The sequence below is a fragment of the Pseudomonas sp. F2 genome, from assembly GCF_057174385.1.
The window spans coordinates 4,413,674-4,431,479 of sequence record NZ_CM169904.1 but is presented as its reverse complement, the minus strand read 5'-3'; the positions used below and the strand labels follow the sequence as shown (position 1 = coordinate 4,431,479).

Annotated in this window: 12 protein-coding genes; 6 read left to right on the top strand and 6 right to left on the bottom strand. The window is 60.9% G+C overall.

Annotated elements, in window-relative coordinates; translation table 11 throughout:
• The first annotated feature begins 210 nt into the window (after window positions 1-210).
• Window positions 211-1,974: a cation:proton antiporter gene (locus AC193Q_RS19990; RefSeq protein ID WP_121182823.1), complete on the top strand. Its 1,764-nt coding sequence runs from the start codon at window positions 211-213 to the stop codon at window positions 1,972-1,974.
• Between the two features lie 21 nt (window positions 1,975-1,995).
• On the opposite strand, the gene AC193Q_RS19985 is transcribed toward AC193Q_RS19990, so the two are convergent.
• The 4 genes from AC193Q_RS19985 to uvrD all read right to left on the bottom strand — a co-directional run bounded on the left by AC193Q_RS19985 (window position 1,996) and on the right by uvrD (window position 6,357).
• Window positions 1,996-2,403, bottom strand: a complete 408-nt coding sequence (locus tag AC193Q_RS19985) for an SMI1/KNR4 family protein (protein ID WP_024164487.1) — start codon at window positions 2,401-2,403, stop codon at window positions 1,996-1,998.
• A gap of 137 nt (window positions 2,404-2,540) precedes the next feature.
• Window positions 2,541-3,416, bottom strand: a complete 876-nt coding sequence (locus AC193Q_RS19980; protein ID WP_121182821.1) for a Tim44 domain-containing protein — start codon at window positions 3,414-3,416, stop codon at window positions 2,541-2,543.
• A 175-nt stretch (window positions 3,417-3,591) separates the two neighbouring features.
• Window positions 3,592-4,032, bottom strand: coding sequence for an EamA family transporter (locus tag AC193Q_RS19975; RefSeq protein ID WP_027610340.1), 441 nt, complete (start codon window positions 4,030-4,032; stop codon window positions 3,592-3,594).
• A gap of 141 nt (window positions 4,033-4,173) precedes the next feature.
• Entirely contained in the window at window positions 4,174-6,357 is a 2,184-nt protein-coding gene (gene uvrD, locus AC193Q_RS19970) for a DNA helicase II (RefSeq protein ID WP_041073860.1), read from the bottom strand.
• Between the two features lie 225 nt (window positions 6,358-6,582).
• On the opposite strand from uvrD, the gene AC193Q_RS19965 reads away from it, so the two are divergent.
• The 3 genes from AC193Q_RS19965 (at window position 6,583) to AC193Q_RS19955 (ending at window position 10,937) form a co-directional block, all read left to right on the top strand.
• Window positions 6,583-9,489, top strand: coding sequence for a GGDEF domain-containing phosphodiesterase (locus AC193Q_RS19965; protein ID WP_121182819.1), 2,907 nt, complete (start codon window positions 6,583-6,585; stop codon window positions 9,487-9,489).
• Between the two features lie 127 nt (window positions 9,490-9,616).
• On the top strand, window positions 9,617-10,483 hold the full coding sequence (gene hexR, locus AC193Q_RS19960) for a transcriptional regulator HexR (RefSeq protein ID WP_007962240.1): 867 nt from the start codon (window positions 9,617-9,619) through the stop codon (window positions 10,481-10,483).
• Between the two features lie 241 nt (window positions 10,484-10,724).
• Window positions 10,725-10,937 carry a PA3496 family putative envelope integrity protein gene (locus AC193Q_RS19955; RefSeq protein WP_121182817.1) on the top strand — a complete coding sequence of 71 codons (213 nt, stop codon included), beginning with the start codon at window positions 10,725-10,727 and terminating at the stop codon, window positions 10,935-10,937.
• Here the strand turns inward: AC193Q_RS19955 and AC193Q_RS19950 are convergent.
• Window positions 10,879-11,841, bottom strand: a complete 963-nt coding sequence (locus AC193Q_RS19950; RefSeq protein ID WP_041073865.1) for a LysR family transcriptional regulator — start codon at window positions 11,839-11,841, stop codon at window positions 10,879-10,881. The two genes, AC193Q_RS19955 and AC193Q_RS19950, sit on opposite strands and share 59 nt — an antisense overlap.
• A gap of 190 nt (window positions 11,842-12,031) precedes the next feature.
• Between AC193Q_RS19950 and AC193Q_RS19945 the strand changes: the two genes are divergently transcribed.
• Both AC193Q_RS19945 and oadA read left to right on the top strand, forming a co-directional pair.
• A complete protein-coding gene (locus AC193Q_RS19945) occupies window positions 12,032-13,447 on the top strand; it encodes an acetyl-CoA carboxylase biotin carboxylase subunit (protein WP_041073867.1) in 1,416 nt (471 codons plus the stop codon).
• A gap of 11 nt (window positions 13,448-13,458) precedes the next feature.
• A complete protein-coding gene (gene oadA, locus AC193Q_RS19940) occupies window positions 13,459-15,267 on the top strand; it encodes a sodium-extruding oxaloacetate decarboxylase subunit alpha (protein ID WP_121182815.1) in 1,809 nt (602 codons plus the stop codon).
• A gap of 171 nt (window positions 15,268-15,438) precedes the next feature.
• Here oadA and AC193Q_RS19935 read toward each other — a convergent pair whose 3' ends face one another.
• Entirely contained in the window at window positions 15,439-17,742 is a 2,304-nt protein-coding gene (locus AC193Q_RS19935; RefSeq protein WP_483878722.1) for an autotransporter outer membrane beta-barrel domain-containing protein, read from the bottom strand.
• Between the last annotated feature and the right edge of the window lie 64 nt (window positions 17,743-17,806).

Genomic DNA, 17,806 nt, shown 5'->3' with positions numbered 1-17,806 from the left:
CGTTATCGGGACGCCAGACGGCTGGCTGCCGTCACGCCGCGACCGATCTGTTTCCTTATATTGCACCGCCTTCCAGCCGGAAGTCGCGGTGTTAACCTGCAAAAGGCCCTGCCCAAGGGCAATTCCTACACGAAAAGCGGATTTTTACCCAACTCGCTCAGAGCTTTCTGAAGTCTCACGGCGGGTCACGTCATACAAGGAGCCCACACCATGCATGCCATCAGCTTTATTCAGGACCTGGCAGTGATCATGTTGGTCGCAGGTGTGGTCACCGTGCTGTTTCACCGCTTCAAGCAGCCGGTGGTGCTCGGCTACATCGTCGCCGGTTTCATCATCGGCCCGCACACCCCGCCGTTCGGACTGATCCACGACGAAGAAACCATCAAGACCCTCGCCGAGCTGGGGGTGATTTTCCTGATGTTCTGCCTCGGGCTGGAGTTCAGCCTGCGCAAGTTGTTCAAGGTCGGGGCCACGGCGTTTATCGCGGCGTTCCTCGAAATTGTACTGATGATCTGGATCGGCTATGAAATCGGCCGCTGGTTCGACTGGAACACCATGGACTCGTTGTTCCTCGGCGCAATCCTCGCCATCTCCTCGACCACCATCATCGTCAAGGCGCTCAACGACCTGAAGATGAAGAACGAGCGCTTCGCCCAGTTGATCTTCGGCGTGTTGATCGTCGAGGACATCCTCGGCATCGGCATCATCGCCTTGCTGTCGAGCATCGCGGTCAGCGGCACGGTCAGTTCGGGCGAAGTGTTTTCCACGGTCGGCAAACTGTCGTTGTTCATGATCGTCGCGCTGGTGATCGGCATTCTGCTGGTGCCGCGTCTGTTGGCTTATGTCGCCAAATTCGAAAGTAACGAGATGCTGCTGATCACCGTGCTCGGCTTGTGTTTCGGCTTCTGCCTGCTGGTGGTCAAGCTCGAATACAGCATGGTGCTCGGCGCCTTCCTGATCGGCGCGATCATGGCCGAGTCGCGGCAGTTGCTGAAGATCGAGCGCCTGATCGAACCGGTTCGCGACCTGTTCAGTGCAATCTTCTTCGTCGCCATCGGCCTGATGCTCGATCCGATGATCCTGCTGCAATACGCGTGGCCGATCGCGGTAATCACCGTGGCGGTGGTACTCGGCAAGATGTTGTCCTGTGGCCTCGGGGCGTTTATCGCCGGCAATGACGGACGCACCTCACTGCGGGTCGGGATGGGGCTGTCACAGATTGGCGAATTTTCCTTCATCATCGCCGCGCTCGGGATGACGCTGCAGGTCACCAGCCACTTTCTTTATCCCGTCGCGGTGGCGGTGTCGGTGATCACCACGCTGCTGACGCCGTACCTGATCCGCGCGGCCGATCCGCTGTCGATCAAACTCTCTGCGGCGGTACCCAAGCGTCTGGGCCGAGTATTCGGCATGTACGGCGAGTGGCTGCGCAGCATTCAGCCGCAAGGCGAGGGCGCGATGCTGGCGGCGATGATCCGGCGGATTCTGTTGCAAGTCGGGGTCAACCTGGCGCTGGTGATCGCGATCTTCTTCAGCGGTGCGTTCTTTGCCGGACGGCTGTCGGAGTGGATGCAGGACTGGGTCGCTGATCCGAGCTGGCAGAAGGCGTTGATCTGGGGCGGGGCGCTGCTGCTGTCGCTGCCGTTTCTGATCGCCGCGTATCGCAAGCTCAAGGCGCTGTCGATGCTGCTGGCGGAGATGGGCGTGAAGCCGGAGATGGCCGGGCGGCACACGCAGCGAGTGCGGCGGGTGATCTCCGAAGTGATCCCGATCATCTCGCTGCTGGTGATCTTCCTGCTGTTGGCAGCCTTGTCGGCCAGTATCCTGCCGACCAACAAGTTGCTGGTGCTGGTCGCCGTGGTGGCGGCCGCCGTGGCGGCGCTGCTCTGGCGCTGGTTCATCCGCGTGCACACGCGGATGCAGGTGGCTTTGCTGGAAACCCTCGACAATCACAAGGAGTCGTCGGGGCACTGACCGCCCGGGGCGTCTGGTGAATCAGCTTTCCAGCCAGACGTCCCGCGCCCAGTGCCACACCGATTCCCAGGACTCTTCGGTGATCAGCTCTTCTTCGCCGGACCACAGCACCACGGTGCCGTCTTCTTCGACGCAGTAGTAGTTGTCGCCGTCCTGGCAGATCGGGATCAGGTCGCGCGGTACGCCAGCGTCCCAGGCGTTGGCCGCGACATCCGGCAAGTAGGTGTGCGATTGCGGGTCGGTGACGGTCACCGGCTCGAGGCTGCCATACACAACATCGCTGACGGTCAGCAGAAACTCTTTGAAGACGAACGGGATGTTGATGAAGAGTTCTTCTTCGATCTCCACCAACTGGTCTTCGTCGGGCAGCTCCAGGGGAACCGGTACGGGTTCGTTGGCTTCGCGCAGTTGTTCGATGATTTCTTCCACGTCCGGGATCCTCTTGCTTGAATGGCGCGGTTTATATGGGCCGGTTTATACAGTAGCTCGCTATAGATGCAACCGCGAAATAGAAAACCCCGGCCTGAGCCGGGGTTTTTATTACCACATGCGTAACGCGGTGGGGATCAGCCGTTCTGGCGGATACCGGCCACCAGCCAAGGCTGGTTCTCGCCCTGTGGACGTTCCATGTTCCAGCTTTCGCTGAACACTTCGCCCTGGTCGAAACGCGAGGTCTTCGACACGCCGCTGAAGGTCAGGGTGGCGATGGTCTTGCCGGCGCGATCATCCACGCCGTCCAGCTGCACTTGCAGGTTGTCGATGTAGGTCGACTGGAAGCCATCGCCCAGATCCGCACGCTCACGCTTGAGGAACTCGAGCATCTGCGGGGTCACGAACTCGGCGATCTTGTCCATTTCGTTGGCGTCCCAGTGCTGCTGCAGCGACTGGAAGTGGCTGCGCGCGGCTTCAAGGAAGCGCTGTTCGTTGAACCAGGCTGGCGCGTTGATCACCGGACGAGCGGCAGCCGGAGCAGCCGAACCACCGAAGATCGAACCCATGGCAGCAGGCTTCTGTTCGAATACTTCACGCTGCATCGGCGCGCCGGCCGGAGCCAGGTGCTCCTGCTGCTTGCGTCGACGAGCGGCGATGAAGCGGAAGATCACGAACGCGATCACGGCCATGATCAGGATGTCGAAGATCTGCATGCCCTGGAAGCCGCCGCCCATGAACATGGACGCGAGCAGGCCACCGGCGGCGATACCGGCCAGAGGGCCGAGCCATTTCGAAGCGCCGCCAGCCTTGGCCGCGGCACCGGCAGCGCCGGCTGCACCAGCGGTCGCTGCTGCGCCGCCCATGCCTGGGGAAGAAGGAGCCATCTGGCTGGTCTGGTGCGTCGGCGCAGCGCCGGCACTTTTGCCACCACCAAAGCGCTTGGCGTTGGCGTCGAGGCTCATCGTCAGGCCGATGCACAACGCCATGGCGATGCTAAGAAAACGTTTCATAAAGGGAATTCCCGTTTGTGGAGACACGCGCGCCATGTTGCACAGCTGAAGTGTTACTGGCTAGCGAGAGAGTGTTTCGGGCTTTTGCCTGACAGGTTACGTTCAGCTCCGTCGAAGCAATAAGGCCATGTACTTTTGTCTGTAGGAAAAAGGGATAGGTTCAGCGAGAAATCGCTTAACGACGTAGCGCCAGCATCACCACACCGGCCGTGATCAGGCCGATGCCGCCCCATTGGCGCAGGTCGAGCTTCTCGCCCAGCAGGATCACGCCGAGCACCGCCACCAGCACCACGCTGAGCTTGTCCACTGGCGCGACCAGCGAAGCCGGGCCGACTTTCAGCGCGCGGAAATAGCACAGCCACGACGCGCCAGTACCCAGGCCGGACAACAACAGGAACAGGTAGCTCTTGGCGGAAATTGATCCCAAGGACTGATATTGCCCCGTCGCGTACAAAATCAAGGCCAGGCTGACCAGTACCACGATGGTGCGCAGCAGAGTGGCGAAGTCGGAATTGACGTTTTCGATGCCGATCTTGGCAAAGATCGCCGTCAGCGCGGCGAACGTCGCCGAGAGCAGGGCCCAGAATGTCCAGGAAGAGAAGAAGCCTGAGCCCATGCAAATATCCTTGTTAGATCATCCAACGCCGACCCCTGTGGGAGCGAGCCTGCTCGCGAAAGCCACACTGCGGTTTATCAGATCAACCACGGTGATGTCATTCGCGAGCAGGCTCGCTCCCACAGAAAAGCGAAACCGGCGTCAGATCGCTTCCAGCTTGGCATACCCCAGCATCAGCCACTTGCTGCCTTCGCTGAAATTCACCTGCACCCGTGCCTGCGCGCCGGAACCTTCGAAGTTGAGGATCACGCCGTCGCCGAAGATCGAATGGCGTACCGCCTGACCCAGGCTGAAGCCGGTTTCCGGAATCTCGCTGCCGCTGAACAGGTTGCTGCCGCTCATCGACTGGTTGCCGCCAAACGGTCGGCTGACGCTGTTCGACAGACGCACTTCCTGGATCAGCCCCTTCGGCACCTCGCGGACGAAACGCGAAACCTTGTTGTAGGTCTCGCTGCCGTACAGGCGTCGGGTTTCAGCATAGGTCATCACCAGATTCTGCATGGCGCGGGTAATACCGACGTAGGCCAGACGGCGTTCCTCTTCAAGGCGCCCCGGTTCTTCCAGGCTCATCTTGTGCGGGAACAGGCCTTCTTCCATGCCCACCAGGAACACGTAAGGGAATTCCAGACCTTTGGCGCTGTGCAGGGTCATCAGTTGAATGCTGTCTTCATGCTCGTCGGCCTGAGTGTCGCCGGCTTCCAGCGACGCGTGGCCGAGGAATGCCGCCAGGGGCGTCAGCTCTTCGTCTTCTTCGGTGTTTTCGAAGTTGCGCGCGGCGCTGACCAGTTCCTCAAGGTTTTCTACCCGGGCCTGGCCTTTCTCGCCTTTTTCCGCTTCGTGATAGGCGATCAGCCCCGATTGTTCGATGACGGTCTGGGTCATCAAATGCAACGGCATCTCCATGCACTTGGCGGCGAGATTTTCGATCAGCTCGATAAACGCCCCCAGGGCGCCGGCAGCACGACCGGTCAGGCCTTTATTGGCGACCAGTTGCCGCATCGCTTCCCACATCGACACATCGCTGTGACGGGCATGGTCGCGGATCGCCTCGACGGTTTTCTCGCCAATGCCACGGGCCGGGACGTTGATGACCCGCTCCAGCGCGGCATCGTTGCCGCGACCTTCCAGCAAACGCAGGTAGGCCATGGCGTTCTTGATTTCCGCGCGCTCGAAGAAGCGCTGGCCGCCATAGATACGGTACGGAATGCGCTCGCGCAGCAAGGCTTCTTCCAAAACGCGCGATTGGGCGTTGGAGCGGTAAAGAATCGCGATGTCGCTGCGAGCCAGGCCGGTTTTCAGCGCGCTTTCGATGGTTTCGACAACATAGCGTGCTTCGTCGTGTTCGTTGAACGCGGCATACAGGTTGATCGCTTCGCCATCGCCACCGTCGGTCCACAGCTCTTTGCCGAGGCGTCCGGTGTTGTTGGCGATCAAGGCGTTGGCCGCTTTGAGGATGCCGGCGGTGGAGCGGTAGTTCTGCTCCAGGCGGATGGTCACCGAATCCGGGAAGTCGGATGAGTACTGATGAATGTTCTCGATTTTCGCCCCGCGCCAGCCGTAGATCGACTGATCGTCGTCGCCGACCACCATCAGGCTGTCACCGCCCTTGCCAAGCAGGCGCAGCCAGGCGTACTGCACGGCGTTGGTGTCCTGGAACTCGTCCACCAGAATGTGGCGGAAGCGCTTTTGATAGTGCGCCAGCAGACCCGGATGATCGCGCCACAGGTCGAGGGCGCGTAGCAGCAGTTCGGAAAAATCGATGACGCCGGCGCGCTGGCAGGCCGCCTCGTAGGCTTCATAGATGCCGCGCATGGTCGCCAGGTACAAGTCGCCGCTGGCCTGAATGTGCTGTGGGCGCAGACCTTCGTCTTTCTGCCCGTTGATGAACCATTGGGCCTGACGCGCCGGCCAGCGTTGCTCGTCCAGCCCCAGCTCGCGGATCACCCGCTTGACCAGGCGTTGCTGGTCGTCGCTGTCGAGAATCTGGAAAGTCTGGCTCAACCCGGCTTCCTGCCAGTGCGCCCGCAACAGGCGGTGCGCCAGGCCGTGGAAGGTACCGACCCACATGCCGGCCGGGTTGATACCCAGCAACTGCTCGATGCGATGACGCATCTCGGCAGCGGCCTTGTTGGTGAAGGTCACCGACAGAATGGAGTGGGGCGAGGCGTTTTCCACCTGGATCAACCAGGCGATACGGTGCACCAGCACTCGGGTTTTACCGGAACCGGCACCGGCCAGGACCAACTGACGGCCAACGGGGGCTGCTACGGCCTGGCGTTGGGCATCGTTGAGGGAGTTCAGCAGAAGGGAGAGATCATCGCGCATCGGGGCATTCTAGGGTGCGCCGCAGGCCCGGGCAAACCGAGCTTTGCATTAGCCGATGAAAGCGCCGTCGATGACGACCGGTCGGTCACTGGCTACAGGCTTCGGCCCGCCTCGCTTTGCGGGTTTTGCCGGTGATCGGACGGGAAAAGTTTCCGGCAAATTATGATCTGGAGCAGTTTGGCAACGGGGGCTGCTTGTGTATGCTCCGTCCACGTTTCGGGCCCAATGCTCACTCTTATAAGAACAACAACATTGCACAAGACCCTCAGCTCAGACCTGTCGGGCCCCTCTGTGGAACCCCGGGTCATCCGCAAGCATTACGCCGTCGAAATGGCGGTCGAACGCACGCGCCTGCTGTATCAGGGCTCGCTGCTGCCGACGATGTTCATGTTGCTCAATGGTCTGGTCTGCGCCGCTTTGCTCTGGAGCCCGCAGCGCTATTTCGTGGTCAGCATCTGGCTGGTCTGGTTGTTGTCGCTGGTGGCGCTGCGGGTGATTCAGGTCGCGGCGTTCGATTCGGCGATCCCGGACCGTCAGGCCCAGCCGATCTGGTTCCGCATGTTCCTGTTAGGCTCGACCATGACCGGCCTGACGCTGGCTGGCGCCGGCATTGCGCTGGTGCCCGCCGACAACTTCATGCAGCAAGCCTGGGTGTTCGGCCTGATCGGCGCCGCGACATTGTCGGCCAGCGTTGCTTATGCCGTCAGCCTGCCAGCGTTTCTGTCCTTTACCTTGCCGTGCCTGCTGCCGGCGATCGGCTACCTGTTCTGGGGCGGCGACGAACAGGCCCGCGGCTGGGGCTGGCTCGGGCTGATTCTGCTCGGTTCGCTGAGCGTGGTCGCCTGGCAGGTCAATCGGTTGATCGACCGCGGTTTGCTGCGGCGTTTTCAGAACCAGCACCTGATCGAGCACCTGCAGCAGGCGCAGAACCGCAGCGAGCAGCTCAATCAGGCGCTGGCCAAGGAAATCGAACAGCGGCGCTGCGCCGAGGGCCAATTGCGTGAGGCGCAGGTCGAGCTGGAGGACCGGGTGGCACAGCGCAGTCGCGAACTGGACGTGGCCAACCAGGCGCTGAGCAAAAGCGAAGCCCGCCTCGCCCTGGCGTTGAAGGCCAGTGAATTGGGGTTGTGGGACTGGAATCTGCAAACCGACGAAGTCCATCACACGCAGATCCAGGAGCTGTTCGGCCTCGCACCGGAGTACGTCACGGCGATCCTGCGCGACCTCAAGCCACGCCTGCACCCCGAGGATGTGCCTGGACTCAAGCAGGCGCTGATCGAGCACCTGAAGGGGCGCTCCGAGGACTATCAGATCGAATACCGCGTACGGCACGGTGACGGCCATTGGGTATGGATCGAAGACCGCGGCCGCGCTGTGGAGCGCAGTGACAGTGGCCGGGTGATCCGCATGGTCGGTACCCGGCGCGACATCAGCGCGAGCAAAAGCCTTGAAGAACAGCAGCGACTGGCGGCCACGGTGTTCGAAGCGGCCAGCGAAGGTATCGTCATTCTCGACCCGAACTACGCGCTGATTGCGATCAATCAGGCGTTCAGCCGGGTCACCGGTTATGACATCGAAGACATGCTCGGGCGCAATGTCGTCGAGTTGCCGTGCAGTCGTGATGCGCGGCGACATTACGTTTCGATCCGCCACGCACTGGAGCAGCACGGCAGCTGGCAGGGCGAACTGGTGGAGACCCGCAAGAACGGCGAGCTGTATCCGCAGTGGCTGCAACTCAACGCGGTGCGCGACAGTCGGGGAAACGTCAGTCATATCGTTGGCTTCTTCGCCGATCTTTCTGCACGGCGCGAATCCGAAGAACGCATGCGCTACCTGACGCACTACGATGAACTCACCGGGCTGGCCAATCGTTCGCTGTTCCGCGAGCGCCTGCACGAAGCCCATCAGCGCGTGCGTCAGGGCGGCCGGCGCAGTCTGGCGCTGCTGCACATCAATCTCGATCGCTTCAAGCTGCTCAACGACAGCCTTGGTCATGAGGTCGCGGACCAACTGCTGCAGAAAATGGCCCGACGTCTGGTCAACGCGCTGCCGGAGGCTGACACCATCGCGAGACTGTCCGGTGACGAGTTTGCGGTGCTGTTCGATGCTTACGGCAACCTGTCGAGCCTGGCGCGAGTCGCCACGCGGCTGTCGAGCAAGCTGCGCCTGCCGTTGACGGTCGAAGGGCATGAACTGGTGGTCAGTGCCTCGATGGGCATCAGCATGCTGCCGGACAACGCCCGAGAGATTGCCGCGCTGGTCAGTCAGTCGAACATGGCCATGCAACACGCCAAGCACTTGGGCGGCAACAATTTCCAGTTCTATACCGACAGCTTGCAGGCCAGCACCCTTGAGCGTCTGCAACTGGAGAACCAGTTGCGCAAAGCCATCGAAGACAAGCAACTCAAGGTGTTCTACCAGCCGAAGCTGTGCCTGCAAACCGGGCGCCTGAATGCGGCGGAAGCGCTGGTGCGCTGGGATCATCCGACCATGGGCCGGGTGCCGCCGGGGGACTTCATCGGCCTGGCCGAGGAAACCGGACTGATCGGCCCGATCGGCGAATTCGTGCTGCGCCAGGCCTGCTGGCAGGCGTGCGAGTGGCAGCGCCAGGGGCTGGCGCCGATTCGGGTATCGGTGAACCTGTCGGTGCATCAACTGCGTCAGGGCAAACTGGTCAGTCTGGTGCGGCAGGTGCTGGAGGAAACCGGGCTGGCGCCGCACTACCTCGAACTGGAACTCACCGAGAGTCAGTTGCTGGACAGCGTCGAACACATCATCGCGACCTTCCAGCAACTGCGCGATCTGGGGGTGAAGCTGGCAATCGACGATTTCGGCACCGGCTATTCGTCACTGAGTTACCTCAAGCGGATTCCGGTGGATTACGTGAAGATCGATCAGGCGTTCATTCGCGGGCTGGGGCAGGGCAGTGAGGACGCGGCGATCACCCGGGCGATCATCGCCATGGCTCACGGGCTGTCGTTGAAAGTGGTGGCCGAAGGTGTCGAGCGGCAAGAGCAGCTGGATTTTTTACGCGTCGAGTGCTGCGACGAAGTGCAGGGTTATCTGATCAGTCGTCCGGTGGAGGCCGACCGTCTGGCCGGGCTGTTGCGCGAACAGGAAAAACCGCTTTAAGGGCTACATGCACTCCATCGCGCCTGATATGGGGACATGGAGTTACGCATTGAGCAGGCAAAAAGCCAATTCATGTAGTATAACTACAAGCGTGCTACATCCTTGCCCATAAGAAGAGTCCAGCCCCTTGAATCTGCTGCAACACATCGCCCAGTCACGTCACCTGTTACGCAAGTCGGAGCTCAAGGTCGCCGACCACGTGCTGCTTGACCCTGCGGCGGTGATGCACAGTTCCATGGCCGATCTGGCCCACAGCGTCGGCATCAGCGAACCGACCATCGTGCGCTTCTGCCGGGCCATTGGCTGCTCCGGGTTTCAGGATCTCAAACTCAAACTGGCGCAGAGCCTGGCCGCCGGTGCCAGCTTCGGCCAGTTCGCGATCCATGAAGACGACTCGGTCGCCGACTACAGCCTGAAAATTTTCGACACCACATTGCATACGCTGATGGAGGTCCGCGAGAAGCTCGATCCGGTGGAATTGCAGCGTGCCGTGACGCTGATGTCCCAGGCGCAGCGCGTCGAGTTCTACGGCTTTGGTGCGTCGGGCGCGGTGGCGGCGGATGCGCAGCACAAGTTCTTCCGTCTGCTGCTGACCGCTGCGGCGTATTCCGATCCGCACATGCAGGCGATGTCGGCGGTGACCTTGAAGCCGACCGACGTGGCGATCTGCATTTCCCAGTCCGGGCGCTCCAAGGATCTGCTGATCACTGCCAACCTGGTGCGCGAGAGCGGCGCTTCGCTGATCACTTTGTGCCCGAGTCAGACACCGTTGGCCGAGCTGTCGACGGTCAACCTGGCCATCGATGTACACGAAGACACCGAGATCTACACACCGCTGACCTCGCGCATTGCGCACCTGGTGGTGATCGACGTGCTGGCGATGGGCGTGGCGATGGCGCGTGGGCCGAGTCTGGTCAATCACCTGAAGAGCGTGAAGCGCAGCCTGCGCAGCTTGCGGTTGTCGCCCAAGGCCGTGAAAGCCCTTGACGACTAAAGTCATCCTAAGGTCGTTCCGACCTTTAATCGCGAGCAGGCTCGCTCCCACATTTGAGCTCGGTGTGACACAAAATTTGTGTTCACAGAAAATCCACTGTGGGAGCGAGCCTGCTCGCGAAGGCGTCCTCAGAAACACCACAACCCTGCGCAACTTTCATCGCACTGTCATCCCCGCGCAGCCAAACCGTCATCCCTCACGCCTATCGTGAAACTCCCGTACTCGCCTTGGGAGACTCGAAATGGCTCAGCCCTACGAAGAACGCAACAGCGCCGCGAAAACCCGTCGTCAGCAGGAAGACCAGCGCCGTATGGAATTCCGTCGCGCCATCGAAGATCGCTTCGAACTCCGTCAGCTTCAGAGCGAAATCAGCGATTTTCCCGAGGACATCGAACTCAACTACTGGCAGGCCGCACCGGCAGTTTCCCGTCGAAACGCTCAACCAGCGCGCTGATCTGCACCCGCTCGCTGCGGATAAACGCCAGGAAGGCATGCGCCACCGGTGACAGCCGTTTGGCCTTGGCTTGCACCAGACACCAGCTGCGAAACAGCGGCAACTCTTCGACCGGCAGCTCCACCAGGCCGCCGGTCGCCAGTTCCAGGTTCAGGGCATGGCGGGTCAACAGCGCCAGGCCCAGACCCGCCACGACGCATTCACGTTGAGCTTCGGCCGAGGCCACTTCCTGAGTCTGGGTGAAGTGCACGCGTTTCTCTTTGAAATACTCTTCACAGGCCAACCGCGTACCTGAACCCGGTTCGCGGATCAGCAGCGTGTAAGGCTCAAGATCCTGCAGACGCAGCGGCCCCATGTGCGCCAGCGGATGGTCCGGGCGCGCCACGGCGACAATCGGGTTGTTCAGAAACGGCAGAAACTCCAGACCCATGTCCTGCGGCACCATTGACATGATCACCAGATCATCGCGGTTGTCCGAGAGGCGGCGAATCACCTGGCCGCGGTTGACCACAGTCAGCTGCAGGTTCACTTCCGGGTGCTGGCGCTTGAACGCGGCGAACAGGTGCGGCACGAAGTATTTGGCACTGGATTCCACCGCCAGCTTCAACTGGCCTTGCAGCGAGCCCTGCATGTCCGACAGCTGCATGTCGAGGTTTTCCAGGCGGCCGAAGATGTCCCGGCTGGCGCGCTGCAGGGCTTCGGCGGCCTCGGTCATGTAGAGTTTTTTGCCGACGTAATCGAATAACGGCTGGCCGATCAGCTCTTCCAGCTGACGAATCTGTAGGCTGACGGCCGGTTGCGTCAGAGACATTTCATCGGCGGCGCGGCTGTAGGAACGTAAATCACACACTTCGTTGAAGATCTGCAATTGGCGTAATGTCATACGCATCAAGGACTTACGCATTTCTTATAGGCTCTGACGGCAGGCTGATGGTTTAACTATAAGTCTTTGCTTATGCCTGACCCAATTTTTATTCATTTTTGTTAATCCTTTGCGAGCGCTAGTGTGGGGCTGCGACTAAATTGAAACATTTAGTCACGCGTCGACCTGGGTCTAGCAGGTCGTGGTGCCACCGGCTCAAGGGAACCTCCAAGTGATAACAAAGATCCTGATCGCCAACCGTGGTGAGATTGCCGTACGAATCGTGCGAGCCTGCGCCGAAATGGGCATTCGCTCGGTTGCGATTTTTTCCGACGCCGACCGCCATGCCCTGCATGTGAAGCGCGCGGACGAAGCCCACAGCATTGGTGCCGAGCCTCTGGCCGGTTACCTGAACCCGCGCAAGCTGGTGAACCTGGCGGTGGAAACCGGTTGCGATGCATTGCATCCCGGTTACGGCTTCCTGTCGGAAAATGCCGAGCTGGCAGACATCTGCGCCGAACGCGGAATCAAGTTCATTGGCCCGTCGGCGGAAGTCATTCGCCGCATGGGCGACAAGACTGAAGCCCGGCGCAGCATGATCAAGGCCGGCGTACCCGTCACCCCAGGCACCGAAGGCAACGTCTCCGGTATCGAAGAGGCCCTGGCCGAAGGCGACCGCATCGGTTACCCGGTGATGCTCAAGGCTACTTCTGGTGGTGGCGGGCGCGGCATCCGTCGCTGCAACAGCCGCGAAGAACTCGAACAGAATTTCCCTCGGGTGATTTCCGAAGCGACCAAGGCTTTCGGTTCGGCGGAAGTGTTCCTGGAAAAATGCATCGTTAACCCGAAACACATCGAAGCGCAGATTCTCGGCGACAGTTTCGGCAACGTCGTGCACTTGTTCGAGCGCGACTGCTCGATCCAGCGCCGCAACCAGAAGCTGATCGAGATCGCCCCGAGCCCGCAACTGACCCCGGAACAGCGCGCCTACATCGGCGACCTGTCGGTGCGTGCGGCCAAGGCTGTGGGTTACGAAAACGCCGGCACCGTGGAGTTCCTGCTCGCCGAGGGCGAGGTGTACTTCATGGAGATGAACACCCGGGTCCAGGTGGAGCACACCATCACCGAAGAAATCACCGGGATCGATATCGTCCGCGAACAGATCCGCATCGCTTCCGGCCTGCCGCTGTCGGTGAAGCAGGAAGACATTCAGCACCGTGGTTTCGCGTTGCAGTTCCGTATCAACGCCGAAGACCCGAAGAACAACTTCCTGCCGAGCTTCGGCAAGATCACCCGCTACTACGCCCCCGGCGGCCCGGGTGTGCGCACCGACACGGCGATCTATACCGGTTACACCATTCCGCCGTTCTACGATTCGATGTGCCTGAAACTGGTGGTCTGGGCGCTGACCTGGGAGGAGGCGATGGACCGTGGCCTGCGCGCGCTGGACGACATGCGCCTGCAAGGCGTGAAGACCACCGCCGCGTACTACCAGGAAATCCTGCGCAATCCGGAATTCCGTAGCGGCCAGTTCAATACCAGCTTCGTTGAAAGCCACCCTGAACTGACCAACTACTCGATCAAGCGCAAACCCGAAGAGCTGGCCCTGGCCATCGCCGCCGCCATCGCCGCCCACGCAGGCCTGTGAGGAATATAAGAATGAGCAAGAAGATCTTTGTCACCGACACCATCCTGCGCGACGCTCACCAATCGCTGCTCGCCACCCGTATGCGCACCGAAGACATGCTGCCGATCTGCGACAAGCTCGATAAGGTCGGTTATTGGTCACTGGAGTGCTGGGGCGGCGCGACGTTCGACGCCTGCGTACGCTTTCTGAAAGAAGACCCGTGGGAGCGCCTGCGTCAACTGCGTGCCGCGCTGCCCAACACCCGCCTGCAAATGCTTCTGCGCGGGCAGAACCTGCTCGGCTACCGCCACTACAGCGATGACGTGGTCAAAGCCTTCGTCGCCAAGGCCGCGGTCAATGGCATCGACGTATTCCGCATCTTCGACGCAATGAACGATGTGCGTAACCTGCGCGTGGCCATCGAAGCGGTGAAAGCTGCCGGCAAACATGCGCAAGGCACTATCGCCTACACCACCAGCCCGGTGCACACCATCGACGCGTTCGTGGCGCAGGCCAAGCAGATGGAAGCCATGGGGTGCGACTCGGTGGCGATCAAGGACATGGCCGGTCTGCTGACCCCGTACGCCACCGGTGAACTGGTCCGCGCCTTGAAGGCCGAACAGTCGCTGCCAGTGTTCATCCACTCGCATGACACCGCTGGTCTGGCCGCGATGTGCCAATTGAAAGCTATTGAAAACGGCGCCGATCACATCGATACCGCGATCTCCAGCTTCGCCTCGGGCACCAGTCATCCGGGCACCGAGTCGATGGTTGCTGCGCTCAAAGGCACCGAATACGACACCGGTCTGAACCTGGAGCTGCTGCAGGAAATCGGTCTGTACTTCTACGCCGTGCGCAAGAAGTACCACCAGTTCGAAAGCGAATTCACCGCAGTCGATACCCGTGTGCAAGTCAACCAGGTGCCGGGCGGGATGATCTCCAACCTTGCCAACCAGTTGAAAGAGCAGGGCGCGCTGAACCGCATGGCCGAAGTGCTGGCGGAAATCCCGCGGGTGCGTGAAGACCTTGGCTTCCCGCCGCTGGTGACTCCGACGTCGCAGATCGTCGGCACTCAGGCGTTCTTCAACGTGCTGGCTGGCGAGCGCTACAAGACCATCACCAATGAAGTGAAGCTGTACCTGCAAGGTGGTTACGGCAAGGCGCCGGGCGTGGTCAACGAGAAGTTGCGTCGTCAGGCCATCGGCAGCGAAGAGGTGATCGACGTGCGTCCGGCCGATCTGCTCAAGCCGGAAATGACCAAGTTGCGTGCCGACATCGGCGCACTGGCCAAGTCCGAAGAAGACGTGCTGACCTTCGCCATGTTCCCGGACATCGGGCGCAAGTTCCTCGAAGAGCGTGCCGCCGGCACCCTGGTTCCGGAAGTGCTGTTGCCGATCCCTGAGGCCGGTGGTGTGGTGAAGGCTGGCGGCGAAGGCGTGCCGACCGAGTTTGTCATCGACGTCCACGGCGAAACCTACCGCGTCGACATCACCGGTGTCGGTGTGAAGGCCGAAGGCAAGCGTCACTTCTACCTGTCCATCGACGGCATGCCGGAAGAGGTGGTGTTCGAACCGCTCAACGAATTCGTCGGCGGTGGCAGCAGCAAACGCAAGCAGGCGTCGGCACCGGGCCATGTCAGCACCACCATGCCAGGCAACATCGTCGATGTGCTGGTCAAGGAGGGCGACACCGTCAAGGCTGGCCAGGCTGTATTGATCACCGAAGCGATGAAGATGGAAACCGAAGTCCAGGCAGCGATTGCCGGCAAGGTCACCGCCATTCATGTGGCCAAGGGCGACCGGGTCAACCCGGGCGAAATCCTGATCGAGATCGAAGGCTGAGATAACCGCCGCGATCCAACGCTTTAAACCTCGGGGGGGCATGTGCTCCCCTTTTTTTCGCCTGCAATATGCCGTTCTCTGTAGGCGCTGCCGCAGGCGGCGATCTTTTGACTTTGCTCTTGGAGATCAAAAGATCGCAGCCTGCGGCAGCTCCTACAGGGTAGCGTTGTGTCAGAACGCCATGCGCCACTGGCCTGCCACGCCGTAACTGCGGCTGTCGTTGCCGGCCTCGCCGCTGAGGCCTATGCCCAAGATGTTGCGATCGGACAGCGTCAGGTCCAGACCGGCGTCCAGCGTAAAGCTGTTGCGATCCATCCCGGCGCCGGTGACTTCATAGCTTCTGCCACCCTTGACCAGTTGCTGGCGCGTTACGTTATCCAGATCGCCGTAGGTATGTTTCACGCTCGCGCTCAGGTGCGGCGTCAACTGCATGCCGTTGGACAGCTGGTTGGTGTTCGCCAGGCGCAGGCCGAGGGTGCTGCTCGGATTCGCTCGGGTTTGACCCTGAACCTTGAGCGCCGCGTCGCCACCTTTCTCGGTGTAGCCGTCACGTTTATAGCGTTGATAGCCGACGCTGGCGAACGGCTCGATGCTGACGTTGCCACGACCGAAGTTGTAGCCGACTTCGGCAAAGGCGTGCTGGGTGCTGGCGTCATAGCTGCTGTTGAGCCGATCACTGAAACCCTTGAACGCAACGCGACGTTTGCCGCTGCCGTCATGGCTGCCGTACGAGGCCCCCAGGCGCAAAGCTAACGGGCCATCCTGACGCAACGCGTAGGCGCCGAGGTGCCAGCTGTCGAGATCACCGTCGTACTGCCGGGCATCGAAGCGGGTCTGCGCTTTTGCACCCATCAGGCCGACGTGCCATTGCTCGTCGATTCGCCAGTCGGACCCCATGACCAGACCTTGGGTGGAATGCTTCAGAACACTGGCGGCGTCACGATCTACCTGGCCGCCATGCCCCAGTGCCTGCAGCCAGACCCGCCCGTTGCCTTCGCCACCAGCCGCTCGGCGCGGTGCATTCCCTGAGCTCTGCGCGCCATTGCCGCTGTCCAGTTGATGCATGGCCGAAAGCATGCTGGCGCTGAGCGGATTGACGCTGCTCAGTGTGGCTTTGGCGAGGTTGGCGTTGCTGCCGGCGGCGAGTTGTTCGAGAGCCAGGCTGGCCGTCGGCTTGCTGGAGCCGAGCAGGGCCGTGACGGCAGTATTTTGAGGGGTGGCCGCGCTGATGGCTTTGCTTGTCTGGCGAAGTGTCTCAGGCTCTTGAGGTTGCTGAGGTTGCTGAGGTTGCTGAGGTTGCTGAGGTTGCTGAGGTTGCTGAGGTTGCTGAGGTTGCTGAGGTTGCTGAGGTTGCTGAGGTTGCTGAGGTTGCTGAGGTTGCTGAGGTTGCTGAGGTTGCTGAGGTTGCTGAGGTTGCTGAGGTTGCTGAGATGGGGAGGGGGGCTCGTCAATGCTCTGGGCGAGCGCCTGGCTATTCTGCGTGGTCGCAAGGTTTTCGAGCGGCACATCGTTACGGGCATAGAGCAAGCCCACTCGTTGTGCTTCGTAGTGCAGCGTCGGGGTCATGTATGCCAGAGCGTTTTCAACGGTGCCGAACTGTCCCTCAATCTGTTCCGCTTGCAGAACGGTGTGTTGGCTGCTTTGCGGATAGTCGCCGGCGGTGACGAGTTTCAGGGTGGCGTCACCCAAATGCGCGGTTCCTTTTACGACCACCGTCTGACTGTTGCCGGAGGCATCCACGGCATAGGCCAGCACGGCAGAACGGGCCAGGCGCAGATCTCCCGCGATCTTGGGTGCGCCATAGACATCGTCGACGGTCATGCGTCCGTGCAGGTTCAAATGATTAACCGCACCATTCCCGGCTATATGGGCGTTTTCATGAACATCCACCGTGCCGTCGATGAGGCCCTGGTTGGTCAGGTCACCGCCAGCCGCGACAGTGGCGCCGCCATTGATCGCTCCTTTGTTGATCAGAATCCCCTCGGTCACTGCCGTGCCCAGAATTTGCCCATCGTTGACCAGCAATGCCTTCGGATGGACCAGTACGCCGATGTTGAAATCACCCGGTCCGCTACGGGTCCAGCTCCCGCGCCTGACCTCCAGCCCGCTGAAGTTACGGGTTTCACCCAGCACGCCTTTTTTGTTCGCGTCGAGTTGCAGCAGGTTGTCGCCCCCGCCACCGTCGACCAGACCGGCGAAACTGCCCCGAGATTGCACGGTGACAAGATCGTTGCGGCCATCGAGCGCCAGCGCTACACCCTCCTGCGCCGGATACGCTTTGCTGACCTTCAGTTGGACGGTGTCCGGATGATTGGCGAAAGCGTTGATCGCTGATTTGAATGTTTCAGTGGGCGCGGGAGAGATGGCTTGAGTGTCGGGCGGTGTGTCCTGAGCCATGGACAGATCAGCACATCCCATGGCCAGGGTAATGGCCAGTGTCAGGTGTTTGGGTCGAAAGTGGAATTGAACGGGCATCGAGTTCAGCCTCTCGTGGAAGGAGGCCAAACTCTAAGTTGGAGCCTGCAGGCACCGATGTCAG